Origin of the sequence: Xaviernesmea oryzae (assembly GCF_900109605.1) — a bacterium.
Classification (GTDB): Bacteria; Pseudomonadota; Alphaproteobacteria; order Rhizobiales; family Rhizobiaceae; genus Xaviernesmea; species Xaviernesmea oryzae.
In genome coordinates, this window is the sequence record NZ_FOAM01000013.1 from 22,178 (window position 1) to 38,559 (window position 16,382).

At 63.2% G+C, this 16,382-nt stretch carries 14 protein-coding genes; 11 read left to right on the forward strand and 3 right to left on the reverse strand.

The window, feature by feature from the left end; genetic code table 11:
* The first annotated feature begins 144 nt into the window (after positions 1-144).
* The 3 genes from BMX61_RS16285 (at position 145) to BMX61_RS16295 (ending at position 1,803) form a co-directional block, all read left to right on the forward strand.
* On the forward strand, positions 145-750 hold the full coding sequence (locus tag BMX61_RS16285) for a rod-binding protein (RefSeq protein ID WP_075629363.1): 606 nt from the start codon (positions 145-147) through the stop codon (positions 748-750).
* A 121-nt stretch (positions 751-871) separates the two neighbouring features.
* Positions 872-1,240, forward strand: coding sequence for a hypothetical protein (locus tag BMX61_RS16290; protein ID WP_075629362.1), 369 nt, complete (start codon positions 872-874; stop codon positions 1,238-1,240).
* Complete coding sequence (locus BMX61_RS16295) at positions 1,240-1,803, forward strand: hypothetical protein (RefSeq protein WP_075629361.1); 564 nt, start codon at positions 1,240-1,242, stop codon at positions 1,801-1,803. The genes BMX61_RS16290 and BMX61_RS16295 overlap by 1 nt, the downstream gene beginning before the upstream one ends.
* A 94-nt stretch (positions 1,804-1,897) precedes the next feature.
* On the opposite strand, the gene BMX61_RS16300 is transcribed toward BMX61_RS16295, so the two are convergent.
* On the reverse strand, positions 1,898-2,887 hold the full coding sequence (locus BMX61_RS16300; RefSeq protein WP_075629360.1) for a glycosyltransferase family 2 protein: 990 nt from the start codon (positions 2,885-2,887) through the stop codon (positions 1,898-1,900).
* Positions 2,888-3,085: 198 nt separating this feature from the next.
* On the opposite strand from BMX61_RS16300, the gene BMX61_RS16305 reads away from it, so the two are divergent.
* From BMX61_RS16305 to BMX61_RS16315, 3 genes are read left to right on the forward strand one after another with little or no spacing between them, the layout of a single operon-like run.
* Entirely contained in the window at positions 3,086-4,342 is a 1,257-nt protein-coding gene (locus BMX61_RS16305) for a glycosyltransferase (protein ID WP_139198947.1), read from the forward strand.
* Positions 4,343-4,364: 22 nt separating this feature from the next.
* Positions 4,365-5,204, forward strand: a complete 840-nt coding sequence (locus BMX61_RS16310) for a WecB/TagA/CpsF family glycosyltransferase (RefSeq protein ID WP_075629358.1) — start codon at positions 4,365-4,367, stop codon at positions 5,202-5,204.
* A complete protein-coding gene (locus tag BMX61_RS16315; protein WP_075629357.1) occupies positions 5,201-6,115 on the forward strand; it encodes a DUF6492 family protein in 915 nt (304 codons plus the stop codon). Before BMX61_RS16310 ends, BMX61_RS16315 begins: the two co-directional genes overlap by 4 nt.
* Before the next feature lie 37 nt (positions 6,116-6,152).
* On the opposite strand, the gene BMX61_RS16320 is transcribed toward BMX61_RS16315, so the two are convergent.
* Positions 6,153-7,415 carry a lipopolysaccharide biosynthesis protein gene (locus BMX61_RS16320; protein ID WP_075629577.1) on the reverse strand — a complete coding sequence of 421 codons (1,263 nt, stop codon included), beginning with the start codon at positions 7,413-7,415 and terminating at the stop codon, positions 6,153-6,155.
* A 363-nt stretch (positions 7,416-7,778) separates the two neighbouring features.
* Between BMX61_RS16320 and BMX61_RS16325 the strand changes: the two genes are divergently transcribed.
* Positions 7,779-9,833 carry a GumC family protein gene (locus BMX61_RS16325; protein ID WP_075629356.1) on the forward strand — a complete coding sequence of 685 codons (2,055 nt, stop codon included), beginning with the start codon at positions 7,779-7,781 and terminating at the stop codon, positions 9,831-9,833.
* 315 nt (positions 9,834-10,148) lie between these two features.
* Complete coding sequence (gene folD, locus BMX61_RS16330; RefSeq protein ID WP_075629355.1) at positions 10,149-11,048, forward strand: bifunctional methylenetetrahydrofolate dehydrogenase/methenyltetrahydrofolate cyclohydrolase FolD; 900 nt, start codon at positions 10,149-10,151, stop codon at positions 11,046-11,048.
* Between the two features lie 30 nt (positions 11,049-11,078).
* On the opposite strand, the gene BMX61_RS16335 is transcribed toward folD, so the two are convergent.
* The gene (locus BMX61_RS16335) at positions 11,079-12,116 is read right to left on the reverse strand and encodes a LacI family DNA-binding transcriptional regulator (protein WP_170854962.1); all 1,038 of its coding nucleotides are present in this window, start codon (positions 12,114-12,116) and stop codon (positions 11,079-11,081) included.
* 308 nt (positions 12,117-12,424) lie between these two features.
* Here BMX61_RS16335 and BMX61_RS16340 point away from each other — a divergent pair, with 308 nt between their 5' ends.
* The 3 genes from BMX61_RS16340 to BMX61_RS16350 all read left to right on the forward strand — a co-directional run bounded on the left by BMX61_RS16340 (position 12,425) and on the right by BMX61_RS16350 (position 16,336).
* Complete coding sequence (locus tag BMX61_RS16340; RefSeq protein ID WP_407703785.1) at positions 12,425-13,765, forward strand: ABC transporter substrate-binding protein; 1,341 nt, start codon at positions 12,425-12,427, stop codon at positions 13,763-13,765.
* 414 nt (positions 13,766-14,179) lie between these two features.
* Positions 14,180-15,187: a carbohydrate ABC transporter permease gene (locus BMX61_RS16345; protein ID WP_075629354.1), complete on the forward strand. Its 1,008-nt coding sequence runs from the start codon at positions 14,180-14,182 to the stop codon at positions 15,185-15,187.
* 3 nt (positions 15,188-15,190) lie between these two features.
* A complete protein-coding gene (locus BMX61_RS16350; protein ID WP_075629353.1) occupies positions 15,191-16,336 on the forward strand; it encodes a carbohydrate ABC transporter permease in 1,146 nt (381 codons plus the stop codon).
* The last annotated feature ends 46 nt before the right edge of the window (positions 16,337-16,382 follow it).

Sequence of the window (16,382 nt, forward strand, 5' to 3'; positions counted from 1 at the left end):
GAAAAGCTCCGTTTCAGGCACTCCAGGCCATGCACTGTCACGCAGGCCTGCGGCGCCGTGATGCATCAGCTTTTCCGCAGGCACTTCAAGGGGTCCAGGCCCTTTCAGGGCGCCTGACGGACTCATCCTTCAAGGGAACATGCCATGGCCATCTCGCCCCCGAGCGATCTCGTTCTGGATGTCGTGCGCGCTGCCGATCCGGCCCAGGTGCAGGAGGCGCAGACGCGTCTGCGCGCCAACCGTGCGGCCTTCCGCGCCACCAGCCTGGCCGAAGCCGGCAACGGCTTTTCCAGCAAGCTTGGCATGCTTGACAAGAGCAATGCCGCCAGCCTCGGCAACATCTCCAACCACGTCAAGGCGGAGAAGGTGCCAGCGCATTATCGCAAGTTCGAAGGCATGGTGCTGCAGAACTTCGTGCAGGACATGCTGCCCAAGGAAAGCTCCGAGGTGTTCGGTAAGGGCACGGCCGGCGATGTCTGGAAGAGCATGATGGCCGAGCAGATCGCCAACGTCATCGCCAAGGGCAATGGCGTCGGCATTGCCCGCAGCCTGATGATCAACCGCGAACCGGCAACGTCCGAGGATGCCCACCAGGCCTCGATCGACACCGACACCACCACGCGTGCCAGCGGCATGGTGCAGCAGGTGCAGCGCCAGACGCTCGCCCAACTGCTGGGCATGAAGGACGACGAGATGGCGACGACCAAATCGAGCCTGATCGACAAGGCGCAGACAGCGGCGCGTGGCTGATCCGGCATCGCCGCACAGCTCGTCGGCGACGGACAGACAAGCGGACGGCCGACAGACGGCATTGGAATGACGCGCTGAGCGCCAAAGCGGCATCGGCGCCCACAGGGAAAGGAAGACGACCATGGAAACTGCTGCCTCAAGCGATATGCGCATCCGCAATGTGCTCGGCCGCCTGGAGATGATTCTCGACAACGAGAACAGCCGTATCGGCGTCGATCCCAGCTTCGACCTGCGCAGCTCGAATGTGCGCAAGAGCCGTTGCCTCTATGAGCTGACCATTCTCCAGCGCGACCAGATTCCGGAGCCGCAGAGCGACATTTTCGTTTCGCAGAGCAAGCATATCCGCGCCAAGCTGGAGCTGAACTCCCGCAAGGTCGGCGCGCATATGGAAGCCTGCCGCTCGGTCGTGGAGCTCCTCAAGACGGCGGCGCAGGAAGCCGAGGCTGACGGCATCTACACCGAAGAGCAGTTCCGCTACGGCGAGGCGTGATGATCAAGCTTCTTCTCACCGGCATCTGGGCCTGCGCCATCACGCTTGGCGCCGTCTATTTCTCCGTTCAGCACGCCTCCGCGCCGAAAGTCTCGGAAGAGGAGGCGACCCGCGCTGCCGTGCAGGAATATGTGCCCGGCGAAATGATCACCATTCCCGTGATCGCCAAGGGCAGCGTTCAGGGCTATTTCCTGACACGGCTGTCCTTTGCCGCCGACAAGACGAAGACCAAGACCCTGCAGATGCCGCTGAAGGAGGGCACCACCAGCGCGCTTTATGACATTCTGCTCGGCCAGAAGCTGATCAATATCGCGGACACCTCGAATTTCGACATGGCCCAGTTCAAGCAGATCGTGCGCGATGGCCTGAACGAACGCTATGGCGACAAGGTGATCTTCGACGTCTATGTCGAGCAGCTGGACTATCTGAACAAGTCGGACCTCGCGCGCTTGTCACAGCCGCCGGACGAGGCGCACGAGCCAAAGCCCGTCGCCATCGTCGACAAGAACGGTGACGTCGCACACGACGTCCTGCCCGCCAAGGAAAGCTCCGGCGGCCATTGATGTCAGCCGATGACCTGCCATGGTCCAGCCCGCCCTCGCGCGGGCTTTTCCAATGCATGGTGCGGCTTTTCCCTTGGCCTCAAGGGCTGGTTGTCTAGTTCTTTTCCGGGTTGCGATATTGCTCGCCGACGATGCCGGCCTCGGCCATCAGCCGGCCGAGCGCGACCTGGAGGTGATAGGGTGCTGCGCTTGCCAAGCCGGTGCGGCGCCAGAGGCTTAGGCCGCGCCAGGGAGAGGCCAGAAGCAGCGCCAGCGATTTCAGCACTGTCTTCGTCCGCCCTATGGCATCCGGCCGGGCACGATGTTCGAGCATGGCCGAGATCGCGCCGTTGCGCAGGCTGCGGGTTCGGATCCAGTCGCGCTCCGTTCGCCTGAGCGGCACGGTCTCGATCACTTCGGCCTCAGCCGCCCAGGCAAAGCAGAAGCCTTGCGTCTTGCAACGGCGATAGAAATCGCTGTCGCCGCCGCCGATGAAATTGAACAGCGGATCGAGGAAGGGCCGCGGCATTGCGTCCAGCACGCTTCGCCGGATGAGGACATTGCCGGAAGAATAGAGGATCGGCACCGCCCCGGTCACGCGGTAGGCCGGGGAAAAGACCGGATGATGGATGAGCGCCGCTCCAGCACCGCTTTCGAACTTCGGCACCTGTGGCCCGCCGACGAGATCTGCTCCGGTATCGGCACTCACTTTCACCAGCCCTGTCAGCCAGCCCGGCGCAGCCAGCTCGTCATCGTCGATCACGGCAATGGCTTCCAGCGCCGGATAATGCGCGAGCGCCGCTGTCCAGCCGGCATTATAGGCATGGCAATTGCCGCGCTGATGCGCCACCACGACCAGCGCGGTCACGGACCGATCCTCAAGAAAGTGCTTGGCCGCCATAGCCCCCGCCAGGCTGTCTGCGTCATTCTCGATCACGACGATGGCAAGGGTCTTGTCCGTGTGCTGGGCCAAGAGGCTCTCCAGCGTGCGGATCAGGTGCTCCGGCCGGCGAAACGTCGGCAGCGTCACCGCCAGCTGGACGGTCTCACGCGGCACGGGCTCCCGGGTGAAAAACACAGTCACATCGGACGTTGGCTCGAACATCGGCGCAGCCTGAGCCCCGGTCGGATGCCCGAAGGGCCGGCCGAGCGAGCCATGGATTGGAGGGGATGTGGACTTTAACGACAAAGCCTAAAAAAACTTTCTTACCGAATTGTAAACGCCTATGTTGCCTTTTGATCGAACGGTTTAAATTGGCCTTGAGCCGGCTGCGCTAAGCTCCTCGACAACAACCCTCGTACCTTGCGTGTCGTTTTCATGCGTCTCGTCGTGCTCTCCTCTCTGGTTCCGGTTCGCAATCCTGCGACGGGCTTCGATGTGGCCAATCGCGCGCTGGTGGATGGCTTGAAGGCGCTAGGCCATGAGGTGGCGGTGATCGGCTATCTCGAGCCGGGGCAGGAGCCGGCGCCGGATCTTGACGTTACGCTTCTCGGCCGACTTGAAGTGACCAATGCCAAGGTTTCGCGTAGCCGGAAGATCACTTGGCTGGCGCGCGCGGTGGCCGGTCGCACAAGCGTCTCCTGCGCCAAGCTGCAGGAGGTCACGCCGGCCGCCTTTGCCGAGGCCTTGCGGCGGTTGATGCCGTTCGACGGCCTCGTTCTCAATTCGATCCAGCTGGCCGGCGCCTTCGAGACGGTGGTCGCAGCCTATCCAAGCATCTATGTGGCACATAATGTCGAGGCGGCCTCGGCGCGCGAAAATGCCCGTTACGCCCAAGGGATCGTCGAGCGCCTGCTGTTTCAGCGCGAGGCGAAGCATCTCGATCGGCTGGAACAGGGATTGGCGCGAAGGGCCGCGTATATCCTGGCGTTCGTGCCGCAGGATCTTTCAGCCTTTGGTGAGGAGGCTGCCCGTCGCAGCGGCGTCATGCCGCTCGTGCGCCACTGGACGCTGCCTCCGGCCATGCCCGAGCCGCCCGCCTATGACCTCGGCCTGATCGGCACATGGAGCTGGCGGCCCAATCGCCTCGGCCTGGATTGGTTTTTGGAGCAGGTGGTGCCGCTGCTTCCTGAGACCATGAGCATTGCCATTGCCGGCGGCATCGACCACCCGCCGGCAAGCCGTCATCCCGGACTTCGCTTCCTTGGACGCGTGCCGGATGCCACCGCCTTCGTGCGCCGGGCCCGCGTGGTGCCGTTGGTTGCGCGCGGCGGAACGGGCGTGCAGCTCAAGACGATCGAGACCTTCGAACTGGGCATGCCCTGCGTGGCGACCCCCGCCTCGTTGCGCGGCATGGCCAGCCTGCCGGAAAATTGCTCCATGGCGGAGACGCCGGATGACTTTGCCCATGCGCTCGTTCGCGCCGTGGCGGATGTACGCGCCGGGCGCTTAGGCGTGCTGTCGGGAGACGAATTTTACGAGACGCAACGCAGGGCTCTGCTGGCTGCGCTGGATACAGGCTTGGCGGCCCTGCCGAAGGCAAAGCCGAGCTTGCGCCAGGCGGCTGACAGGCATGGAGAGCCTGCACATGCCGCGCTTGTGGCGCGGCGTTTATCGTGATCGGGAGGGGAGGAGAGAGAGCATGAAGCTGTTTCCGAGAACGTCGGTTCATCCGCCTCGGCGGGCGATTTTCAACATTCCGATCTGCGATTTCGGCTGGAAGGAGGCGCTTGCCTTTGCCGACGAGGCCGCCTCGCTGCCGATGGGGCAGACGGTGATCTCCTTCATGAACGCCAACAATGCGAATGTCCTGCAGAGCGATGAAGACTATCGCAACATCTTGATGCGTCATACCGTGCTGCCGGATGGCCATGGCATGGACATCGCGTCGCGCGCCTTCCATGGATCGGCCTTTCCTGCCAATCTCAACGGCACCGATTTCGTCCCATCGCTGCTCACCTATATGACGCGGCCGCGCCGGGTCGTGCTGATCGGCGCGCGGCCGGATATTCTGGCGCGTGCGACGGAGGCGTTCAAGCGCCACACGCCCTGGCATGACTTCATTGCCGTGGCGGACGGCTTTATCGATCACCAGGCTTCGCGCGAGGCGATGGACCGTGTGAGCGAACTCGCGCCCGATATTCTGCTCGTCGCCATGGGCACGCCGCGCCAGGAAAAATGGGTGGATCGTTATGTCGGTCCGGGCCATGCGCGGCTGGTCCTGACGGTTGGCGCCCTCTTCGATTTCGTCGCCGGCGATGTGCCGCGCGCCCCCCAGGCGGTGCGGCGGATGCGGCTCGAATGGGTCTATCGTCTGGCGCTGGAGCCGAAGCGCCTCTGGCGCCGCTATCTCCTGGGCATCCCGCTGTTCTTTCTCCATATTCTCGGCAGCCTCTGGGCTGGGCCGAAGCCTGTGGAGGGCGGACGCGTGATCATCGAGCGTCGCAGCCCGCGCGCGCCCGCAGGACTGGACCAGCCATGAGCCCCTCATCCCCGACATCCGCTGCCGCCAGGCCGACGGCCCTGATGACGGCATCCTATGCACCGGATTTCGAGCGTTGCGCGCTGCTTTGCGAAAGCCTGGATCGCCATGTGCAGGGCGATTGGCATCATTACCTCTTGGTCGATACACCGGATGTTCAGCGTTTCCGCAGCCTGGAAGGACCGCGCCGAAGCGTCGTCGACCAGCGCGAGCTGCTGCCCTGGTGGCTGCGGGCCGTGCCAGATCCCACCCGGCCGCGCCGCAAGCTGTGGCTGCGCCCCTTCGGCAAGCCCCTGCGCGGCTGGCATGTGCAGCAGATCATGAAAATTGCCTTTGCGGCGATCGCGCGAGAACCGGGCGTCATCGCCATCGATAGCGACGTCATCCTCATGCGCGATTTCGATCCCGCGACGCTCTGGCATGGTGACGACTACCGGCTCTACCGGTTGCCGGACGAGATTCATGCCGATATCCGCTCCGACCATGTCGCCTGGCTTGCGCATTCCGATCGCTTGCTCGGCATCGGCCCTTACCGGCTCCCCGCCGCAGGCTTCATCGATTCCATGGTGTCCTGGCGCACGGACACGGTCAGGGCGATGATCGCCTATATCGAGAAGCGGCATGGCGTTAGCTGGCAGCGCGCGGTGACGCAGGACCGCGCTTTCGCCGAATATATCATCTATGGCCGCTTCGTCGGCGAGGTTCTGGGCGATGCCGGCCACTGGCCGACCGCGGAGCCCTTTTGCCAGGTCGCCTGGTTCAAGGACAGTTTCGAAAAGGGCATCGATGGGCTGCGTCGGCTGGTGGGCGAAATGGGGCCGAACCAGATCGGCATCGGCGTTCAGTCCTTCATCGGCTACGATATGAACGACATTCGCCGCGTGGTGGAGGAAATCCGCGTCGCGTCATGAGCCCTGAAGCAAGCGTCGCATGCTTCACATCCGCGTCTCAGCGCGCAGCCGCCCAGCGCTTCACCGCCGGATAGGTCAGGATCATCGAGGTGGCATAGACGGCGAAGAACACGAGGTTGAGCAGCGGCACCCAGCCGCCGGGCGCCGTGGTATAGGCAAGCAGCGCCGAGAGCAGCCCGATCTTCAGCGCGCCGAGACCGGCCAGATTGACCACCCGCCGCACCGTCTGCCCCGTCGCATAGAGCAACTCGGAGTGGTATTCGACCAGATTGCGGAAAGCGGGCACCAGAAGCACCATGGCCACATAAGGCGCGATCTGCGCGACATTGCCGCCCAGGCCGCGCGGAAAGAGCATGAGATAAAGGGCCATGCTGGCAATAGCCAGGAAGGAGACGCCGGCGATCATCGCCTCGATCATCGGCTTGGTGCGCCCACGCTTCAAGATCGCGGGCGAGCGCATGATCTGCTGCACCAGCAGCGTGTTGAACGAGCGCACAGGTAGCGCCGTCAAATCCGCAAGCCGCATGACGATGGCGTAGATGCCGGTGACCTCCGGCCCACCGGCCGCCAGCACCACCAGCTTGTCGAATTCCGACTGGACGTAGAACAGGATTTCCGCGCCGGCCACCGAGACGCTGTCCACCCAGCGCCTGACATAGAGCGCCGGGCGCCAGCGCAGGCGAACTTTGGGGTAGAAGATCGTGATCGCGATCGCCAGGCTCAAAACATTCGAGGCGAGATAGAAGCTGGACCAGGCGGCGAGCGTGTTGAAGGCTAGCGCATAGAAGAGAACGGCGCTCAAGGTACGCAGGGCCTGGCCGATGACGACCATCAGCGCACTGCGGGCGAATTGCCCGGTGCCGTTGAGCACGTTGGACACGACCTCCAGCCCGCGCCAGCAGATAATTTCCGCCAGCATGAAGCGGAGGAAGACGGAGGACGCCATGTCCTGCGCAAACAGCAGGAGATAGATCAGCGTGCAGAGCGCCATGACCAGCGGCAAGGACAGAAGTCCCCCGGCAAGGAAGCCGGCGGTATAGGTGCCGATCAGCCGGTGCTTGACGGTGGCGACGCGATAAAGAGGCGACATGAAGCCGAAAGCGAGCGCGCGCGAGACCATGACGCCGGTGGCGGAAGCCGAGGCGAACAGACCGAATTCGCTGATGGGCAGGACATTGGCGACGCAGACGAAATAGACGAGCGACAGCACAAGGCGGACGACCGAGCCGCCGACCATCGAGAGATAGGCGTGCACGACGCGATGGTGCCTGTCGTAAAGCGTTCTGGCGGATGTGATCACGGGAAAGGCTCTGCTGACGCTCACCTCTCTCTACGCGCCAATCCTTAAAAAGAAATGTGCCGCGCCGCCCGCAAGCGCGTGTGGCATTAACGCTTTATTCTTGTCGGTTGATTAACCATGGGACAAGAGACTTGGCGAAAGGTCTGCCCCAGCACGTTTGTCGACAGTGGCGTGCAGGCTGATGGGCCGGGCGCAAACGTGCAGACGACCGGCGTACGCGGCTGCATAGAGAGAGAGAGAGAGAAAGATGCAAGGTGTGAGAGCGATCCCGAACGATCGCGCCACACTTTTAAGGTGGCAGGCAAGATCAACGAAAACGTTCCACGATGGGCGGTCTGCGCCCAGGGTACGGTGTAGGGCTTCATGTTTCAATCCGACGAGACGAACCGGGCGAAACCGTTGCGTTCGCTGCTGGATCTGGCGGGAGACGGCACTGCGCGTGGCGATGTCACAGCCGCGCCCGCTGCCACTGTGCCCACGCCCATGCAACGCAATGATGGGCCTGCGCCGCTGATCGATGTCGTTACCGTCTTTCATGCGATCTGGGACTTTCGCAAGCTGATCATGGTCACCACGATTCTCGGTGGCCTGGCCGGAGCCGGTTTTGCCGTTCTGGCACCGTCGCATTATGTTTCCGAGAGCAAACTCTATATCGATCCGCGTGAGGTGCAGCTGACCGACAGCGACCTGTCCAAGCAGACGCTGGCGACGGAGGGCATCCTGGCGCTTGTCGACAGCCAGCTTGAAGTGCTCCGCTCGCGCACGGTCCTGGAGCGTGTCGCTCGCGAACTCGGCTTGGCGCGCGATCCGGAATTTGCCAAGGTCGATGCCGCGGCAGTGCCCGCAGGCGGTGGAGTGGCCGAAAACCAGACGGAGATCGATCCCCGCATCCTGGAAAAGCTGTCCGATGCGCTGACGGTCGGCCGCGACCCCAAGACCTTCATCGTCACCGTCCAGGTCAAGACGCGCGATGCCCGGAAGTCGGCGCTGATCACCAATGCGATCGTCAATGCCTTCCTCGATGAGGAGCGCCAGGCGCAATCGAGCTTTTTCAAGCGCACCACCAATCAGCTCGACAGCCGGCTGGAAGAGCTGCGCAAGGATCTCGACGTGGCGGAAAGCGCGGTCGAGGCCTATAAGGCCAAGCATGATATCGTCAACGTGTCCGGCCAGCTGATCTCGGACCAGCAGCTTCTCTCGCTGAACCAGCAGGTCGGCGAGGTCAGAAACCGCATCGCCGAGGCACGCGCCAAGGCCGGTCTCGCCAACCAGATCCGGCTGAACGACATCTTGAGCGGTGCTTTTCCCGAGGAGATCGCCTCGGCCACGCTGCAGGAGCTGCGCAAGCAATATGCCCAGGCGCGAAGCCAGCTGAGCGCGATGGAGGCCAGCCTCGGCCCGCGGCATCCGCAGAGGCTTGCGGCTGCCCAGGCGCTGGAATCGGCACGAACCGAAATCGGCAACGAGCTGCGCCGCATCGCCGCCTCCACCCAGACCGAACTGCAGCGCGCCTTGCGCACCGAACAGGATCTGTTGCAGCAGCTTGCCACGCGAAAAGCCCAGCAGGTCGACAATTCTTCCAGCTATATCGAACTGCGTGAGCTGGAGCGCAAAGCCAATGCCACGCGGGCGATCTATGAAACCTTCCTCAAACGCGCCGGAGAAACCGGCGAGGAAGAAAAGCTGACCTCCCGCAATATCCGCGTGATCGCCGAAGCCGAACCGGCGCTGAAGCCGACAGGCCTGTCGCGCAAGATCATTGCCCTTGCCGGCCTTCTCGGCGGCTTTGCGCTGGGCATGGGCGTTGCCGTCCTCGTGGGCCTTGCGCGCAGCACCCGGGCGCTGATGGCCCAGACTCGCATGGTGCAGGAGGTCAAGGCAGCAGAGCGAAGCGGGACTCCGGCGCCTGTTGCAAGCGATGCGCCTGTCAATCCAACCGCTCCCCCGCCGCCAGAACCCCTCCCGCCAGTTCCTCCGCTGCCGCCAGAGCCTCAGCCGCCGGCACCGACGCCGCCTGATCAGGTCAAAAGGCGGTTGGACGACAAGCAGCGCGATCTTGTAACCCGCATTGCCGAACAGGCGCCTCGGCCGATTGCCACGGTGCCGCTTGCCTCGGCGCGGACCGCCGAAGATCCGGCGGCCGCCGAATTTGCGCCGCTGCGGACGCCAGGGGCGAATGCATCCAAGGCTCCCTCGGCCGAAGTCAGGTCGCAGGTCTGGTCTGTCTCGAGCGATCATCGGCGGGCGACCTCTGCCGCGCGCGCGGCGGCCCGGCGCGACGATGGGGTTCTGCCGGCGGATTTCGACGGGCTGAGTCCGGAAGAGGCCAGGGCCATTGAGCCGGTGCTGAAGCTGCGGGCCGATCTGCGGCGTCTGCGTGCCCAAGTTGAAGATTATTACCGCCAGACAGGATCCTGAGACCTCGGGGTATAGGCATGCCCCTCATTTTCGCGCCGATGCCCTCGTGATCATAGACCTGGCTGAGAGGGCATGAGAGAATTGGCCGTGCGACGCGTGCCCAACGCTCAGCCCATGCGAGAAAATGCGGCTGCGATCCCAATCTCCCGCCTTTCTCTGAACGCGCCCTTGAAAACACCACGCCAGAACAGCATAGGACGGTTTCGGGCGAGACCCGATGTGGCCTCGGCTGCATTCTGCACATCCGCATCAAGGGCGAGCGCGGACATCTGGCGCTGGCTGATCCAGAACTTCAGGGTTTAAGGACGTAAGGGCATGGGCACAGTGATCGATGGCAAAAAGGTTGCCGTATCGGTGATCGACAAGGTCAAGGACGCGGCAGGCGCGCTCAAGGCTAAGGGCGGGCCGCGCACCGGCCTCGCCGTGGTCATCGTCGGCAACGATCCGGCCAGCCATGCCTATGTCTCCTCCAAGAGCCGCATGGCCAAGGAATGCGGCTTCGCTTCGGTGCAGCACACGCTGCCGGCCGAGACGACGCAGGCGGATCTCGCAGCCCTCGTGGCTACACTCAACGACGATCCGGCCATCCACGGCATCCTCGTGCAATTGCCGCTTCCCAGCCATCTCGATGCCGAGCCGATCATCCAGTCCATCCGCCCGGAAAAGGATGTCGATGGTCTGCATGTGGTCAATGCCGGCAAGCTGGCGACGGGCGATCTCAAGGGCGGGTTGATTTCCTGCACGCCGGCCGGCGCCATGGTGCTGCTGCGTGAGGTGCATGGTGCGGATCTGTCCGGCCTCAATGCCGTGGTGATCGGCCGCTCCAACCTGTTCGGCAAGCCGATGGGCCAGCTGCTTCTCGCTGCCAATGCCACGGTCACCATGGCGCATTCGCGCACGCGCGACCTGCCTGCCGTCTGCCGCCACGCCGACATTCTGGTCGCCGCCGTCGGCCGCCCGCAAATGGTGAAGGCGGATTGGGTCAAGCCGGGCGCGACCGTGATCGATGTCGGCATCAATCGCATCGATGCGCCGGAGCGTGGCGAGGGCAAGAGCCGGCTGGTCGGCGATGTCGATTTCCCGGCCTGCGAGCCGCTCGCTGCCGCCATTACGCCGGTGCCCGGCGGCGTCGGGCCGATGACCATCGCCATGTTGATGGCCAATACGGTGATCGCCGCCTATCGCGCCGCTGGCCTGGCCGCGCCGAGCTTCTGACCGAAGCTTCGGCCCTTTTGACGCGCGTGCTTAATGGCCGCGCGGCGCGGGCCCGGTCGAATCGCGCACGATCAGCTCCGTGCGCCATAGCTCCTGTTCGGCCGGGTCGCCGTTCTGCAGCACCCGGCTGATCATCCGCTCGGCGATGCGTGCGCCGGCGGCGCGCAGCGACGAGCGCGTGGTGGTCAGCGGCACGCTGAAATTTTCCGGCTTGAGCATCGGCAATTCGTCGTCATGCGCGATCAGCGACATATCGCGGCCGAGCTTGAGGCCGCGCCGGTCGAGCGCGCGCACGGCGCCGAGTGCCAGCACCGTGCTCGAACACAGGATCGCGGTCGGCGGGTTCGGCCCGTCGAGAAGACGCTCCATCACCTGGTGGCCGAAGCTGTCGGTCATCTGGCCATGATGGACGAGCGTTTCGTCGAAGGGCAACCCGTTTTCGACGAGCGCCTTTTTCATGCCCTTCTCGCGCCGGATGGCAAAGGCGAAGTGTGCCGGTCCGTTGATCAGGCCGATGCGCCGGTGTCCCAGCTGGATGAGCAGCCGCGTGGCATCATGGAAGGCGCCGGTGTTGTCGATATCCAGGAAGGGATAGTCGTGCACGCTCTGGTCCACGGCCCGGCCATGCACCATGAAGGGAATGTTGAGCGTGTGGAGAAGCGGGATGCGGGGATCGTCGCGTCTGACATAGGCGATATAGAGCGCATCGACATTGCCACTGGCCGCCAGCCGCCGCACCATGCCTGCCTCGTCTTCCGGCGCGCTCGGATTGATGACGAAATGGAAGTCGTGCTTGATCGCTTCCTCGCCGAGCCCGGCCAGAAACTCGCCGAAATGCACGTCGGAATCGACGCCTGCCGCGATCGGCATGACCAAGCCGAGCGAACCCGCGCGCCCTGTCGCGAGCCTCTGCGCCGCCCGGTTCGGTCGATAGCCCGTTTCGCGCACCGCTTTGAGCACCCTGGAGCGCGTCTGCGCGCTGACTTCCGGAAAGCCGTTCAGCGCACGGCTGATCGTCGTCTGTGACAGGCCGAGCATCTCCGACAGCTGCTTCAGATTGATGGTCACGATCGGCAATCCTCTCAAAGCGCTTTGGACGGCTCGTGGTTTCAAAAGCCGGCAAAAAGCGTGCAACCATTAGCATTGCATTTTTCAGGATCGGAAGAGCAATCCTCTGCTGTACTGCGAAAAATTTGCGCTGCAACGCAATGTCCACGGGCATCTTGGCTTCCGCTAACAAACCCACTTGACTCTTTAAGCACTCGTTGATTTTGTGTCGATCTCAAAGCGCTTTGAGAGAGGGCGCGTTGGAGCTTCGCGGCCGCCGCACGGTGGCCGTTCAACGGGAGGATGACCGCGTGAAGAAGACTTTCCTGATGGGCGTCGCCGCCCTGGCTTTGCTGGCCGGCTCGGCCCAGGCCGCCGAGCTGAAGTTCAAGCCGGGCGAGGATTCCAAGTTCAACTGGTCGAGCTATGACAGCTTCAAGTCCGGCCATGACCTGAAGGGCCAGACGCTGGCGATCTTCGGCCCCTGGCGCGGCGAAGACCAGGTGCTGTTCGAATCGATTCTCGACTATTTCCGCGCCGCCACCGGCGTCGACGTGAAGTATTCCTCCTCGGAAAATTACGAGCAGCAGATCGTCATCGACACGCAGGCCGGCAGCCCACCGGATGTCGCCATCCTGCCGCAGCCGGGCCTGATCGCCGATCTCGCTTCCAAGGGCTATCTGACGCCGCTGGCCGAAGGCACGGACAAGTGGCTGCTCGACAATTATTCCGCCGGCCAGTCCTGGGTCGATCTGTCGACCTATGCCGGCAAGGACGGCAAGAAGCAAGTCTACGCCTTCCCCTACAAGATCGATGTGAAGTCGCTCGTCTGGTACGTGCCGGAGAATTTCGAGGATGCGGGCTATCAGGTGCCCAAGACCATGGAAGAGCTCAAGGCGCTGACCGAGAAGATCGCGGCTGATGGCGGCAAGCCTTGGTGCATCGGTCTCGGTTCCGGCGGCGCCACCGGCTGGCCGGCGACCGACTGGGTCGAAGACCTGATGCTGCGCACGCAGACGCCGGAGACCTATGACAAGTGGGTCACCAATGCCATCCCCTTCAACGATCCAGCCGTTTTGGGCGCGATCGACGAATTCGGCTGGTTCGCCAAGAACGACAAGTTCGTCGATGGCGGTGTCGCTGCCGTTTCGGCAACCGACTTCCGCGATAGCCCAAAGGGTCTCTTCTCCTCGCCGCCGAAGTGCTACCTGCACAAGCAGGCTTCCTTCATCCCCTCTTTCTTCCCCGAGGGCACGAAGGTCGGCCAGGATGTCGACTTCTTCTTCATGCCGCCTTACGCGTCGAAGCCTGAGCTCGGCAATCCCGTGCTCGGCGCCGGTACGCTGGCCATGGTTACCAAGGATACCCCCGCTTCGCGCGCCTTCATCGACTTCCTGAAGACGCCGATCGCGCATGAAGTCTGGATGGCCCAGTCGAGCTTCCTGACGCCCTATAAGAGCGTCAACAAGGATGCCTATGCCAATGGAGCGATGAAGAAGCAGGGCGAAATCCTGCTGAACGCCACGACCTTCCGCTTCGACGGCTCGGACCTGATGCCCGGCAAGATCGGCGCTGGCGCCTTCTGGACCGGCATGATCGACTATGTCGGCGGCAAGTCTTCGGCCGATGTTGGCGCGCAGATCCAGAAGGCTTGGGACGCGATCAAGTAAGATCCCGATCTGCCTTTAAAGCCCGGATGTCAAACATCCGGGCCTTTGCGAAAATGCTGATGGCCGAGTGGCAGAGCCGGTATATGTCGCCGATATCGGCCTGTCCAAATCGCCCTCTTTTCTGACTGTTCGGTAAGACGGAAGACCTTGTGCGGGCCGGACAGGTATTGTGCATGCCGGTCTCCGACGCCGACGCCGACGCGATCGCCCAGCCGGCGTTACAGTCAGGAGACAGGACGGGGCAGGGCCGCGAAATACCAAAGGACCCGCGCGCAACGCGGGCATGCAGTGTCCTGCCTTCGAAGAGATGCGGATCGGGCGCTGCCATACAGTCAAATCTACCGTATCGTCCCGCTGCTGCGCCTGTTTGACGGACGATGCGGCGGTTCGGTCGGTGCCTCAGGAGGAGCGCGCATGCAGCAATTGTTCATGGCCATTGTCACCATGGCGGCCGGCGTCTTCGCCTGTGCTGCCTATTTCTTCCTGACGAACTGGCTGCTCGACCGGATCTTTCCTTCGCGTGGCGTATCCAGTGCCCGTGCCTCGCGCAACATGCGCATTGCCAACCAGATCCGCCCCTGGCTGTTTCTCGGTCCCGCGCTCCTGCTGCTGTCCGTCTATCTGATCTATCCCGTGATCGAATCCGTCTGGTTGTCGCTGCATGATCGCAGCGGTCAGGCCTTTGTCGGGCTCGCCAATTTCAACTGGATGATCCATGACGGCGAATTCCGCCAGTCGATTTTCAATAATTTCCTCTGGCTCCTGGTGGTGCCGGCGCTTGCCACCTTCTTCGGCCTGGTGATTGCCGCTCTCACCGACCGCATCTGGTGGGGCAATATCGCCAAGACGCTGATCTTCATGCCGATGGCGATCTCCTTTGTCGGCGCCTCGGTCATCTGGAAATTCATCTATGACTACCGCGCCGAAGGGCGCGACCAGATCGGCCTGCTGAACGCCATCGTCACCTCGCTCGGCGGCGCGCCGCAGGCTTGGATCACCCTGCCGTTCTGGAACAATTTCTTCCTGATGGTGATCCTCATCTGGATTCAGACCGGCTTTGCCATGGTCATCCTCTCGGCCGCGCTGCGCGGCATTCCCGAGGAAACGATCGAGGCGGCGGTGATCGATGGCGCCAATGGCTGGCAGATCTTCTTCAAAATCATGATCCCGCAGATTTGGGGCACGATCGCGGTCGTTTGGACCACCATCACCATCCTGGTGCTCAAGGTCTTCGATATCGTGCTGGCCATGACCAACGGTCAATGGCAGACCCAGGTTCTCGCCAATCTGATGTTCGACTGGATGTTCCGGGGCGGCGGGGATTTCGGCCGCGGCGCGGCCATTGCTGTCATCATCATGGCGCTGGTGGTGCCGATCATGATCTGGAACATCCGCAACGCGACCCGCGAGATGAAGGGCTAAGACATGCTGGCGACCAAGCGCTCTCCTCTCGTCTGGGCGGTGCATCTCTCCGTCCTGCTGATCGTCATCCTCTGGACCTTGCCGACGGCGGGCTTGCTGATCTCCTCGCTGCGCGACAAGGATCAGCTCGCCGTTTCCGGCTGGTGGACTGCGCTCTCCACCAGCTCGCAAAACCTCGTCTACCGCGCGCCCGGCGCCGAGGCGCAAGCCCAGAAGGACGGCAAGTTCGTCATTTCGGGCAATGTGCTCGACGGCGCCAATGCCAAGGTTTCGGCCTTCGGGTTTTCCTCGCGCGAACCCGCCGCCTTTCCCGCCGGGCAGACGGCGACGCTCAACGACGGCGCGCAGCTGACCGTGCGCGAGGACGGATCGTTCGACCTCGTCTCCGACAAGAGCTTCGAAGGCGATCGCGGCCAGCGCATCTTCATCACCGCCGGCGTGCCGCCCCGCTTCACCTTCGACAATTATCGCGAGGTGCTGCGCGCGGCCGGCATCGGCACGTCTTTCATCAATTCGCTCACCGTCGCCATTCCCGCGACCGTGATCCCCATCCTGATCGCGGCCTTCGCCGCTTATGCGCTGGCCTGGATGCAGTTTCCCGGCCGCGCCGTTCTGGTGGCGGTCGTGGTCGGCCTTCTGGTCGTGCCGCTGCAGATGTCGCTCATTCCGCTGCTGCGGCTCTATAACAGCATCGGCGGCATGCTCGGCGTGCCGGCCAAAACCTATGCCGGCATCTGGCTCGCCCATACCGGCTTCGGCCTGCCGCTCGCCATCTATCTCCTGCGCAATTACATGGCCGGCCTGCCCAAGGAGATCATGGAATCCGCCCGCGTCGATGGCGCCAGCGATTTCGAGATCTTCGTCAAGATCATCCTTCCCTTGTCCTTCCCGGCGCTGGCTTCTTTCGCCATCTTCCAGTTCCTGTGGACCTGGAACGACCTGCTCGTGGCGATGGTCTTCCTGGGGGCGGGCGATCAGGAGCTGGTTCTGACCGGACGCCTTGTGAACCTTCTCGGCTCACGCGGCGGCAATTGGGAGATCCTCACGGCCTCGGCCTTCATCACCATCATCGTGCCGCTGCTCGTCTTCTTCGCGCTGCAACGCTACCTCGTTCGCGGCCTGCTTGCAGGTTCGGTCAAGGGCGGCTGAAAATATCTCGATTTCCGGACGCGGAGGCTTGTCTGGCATCGCGTCT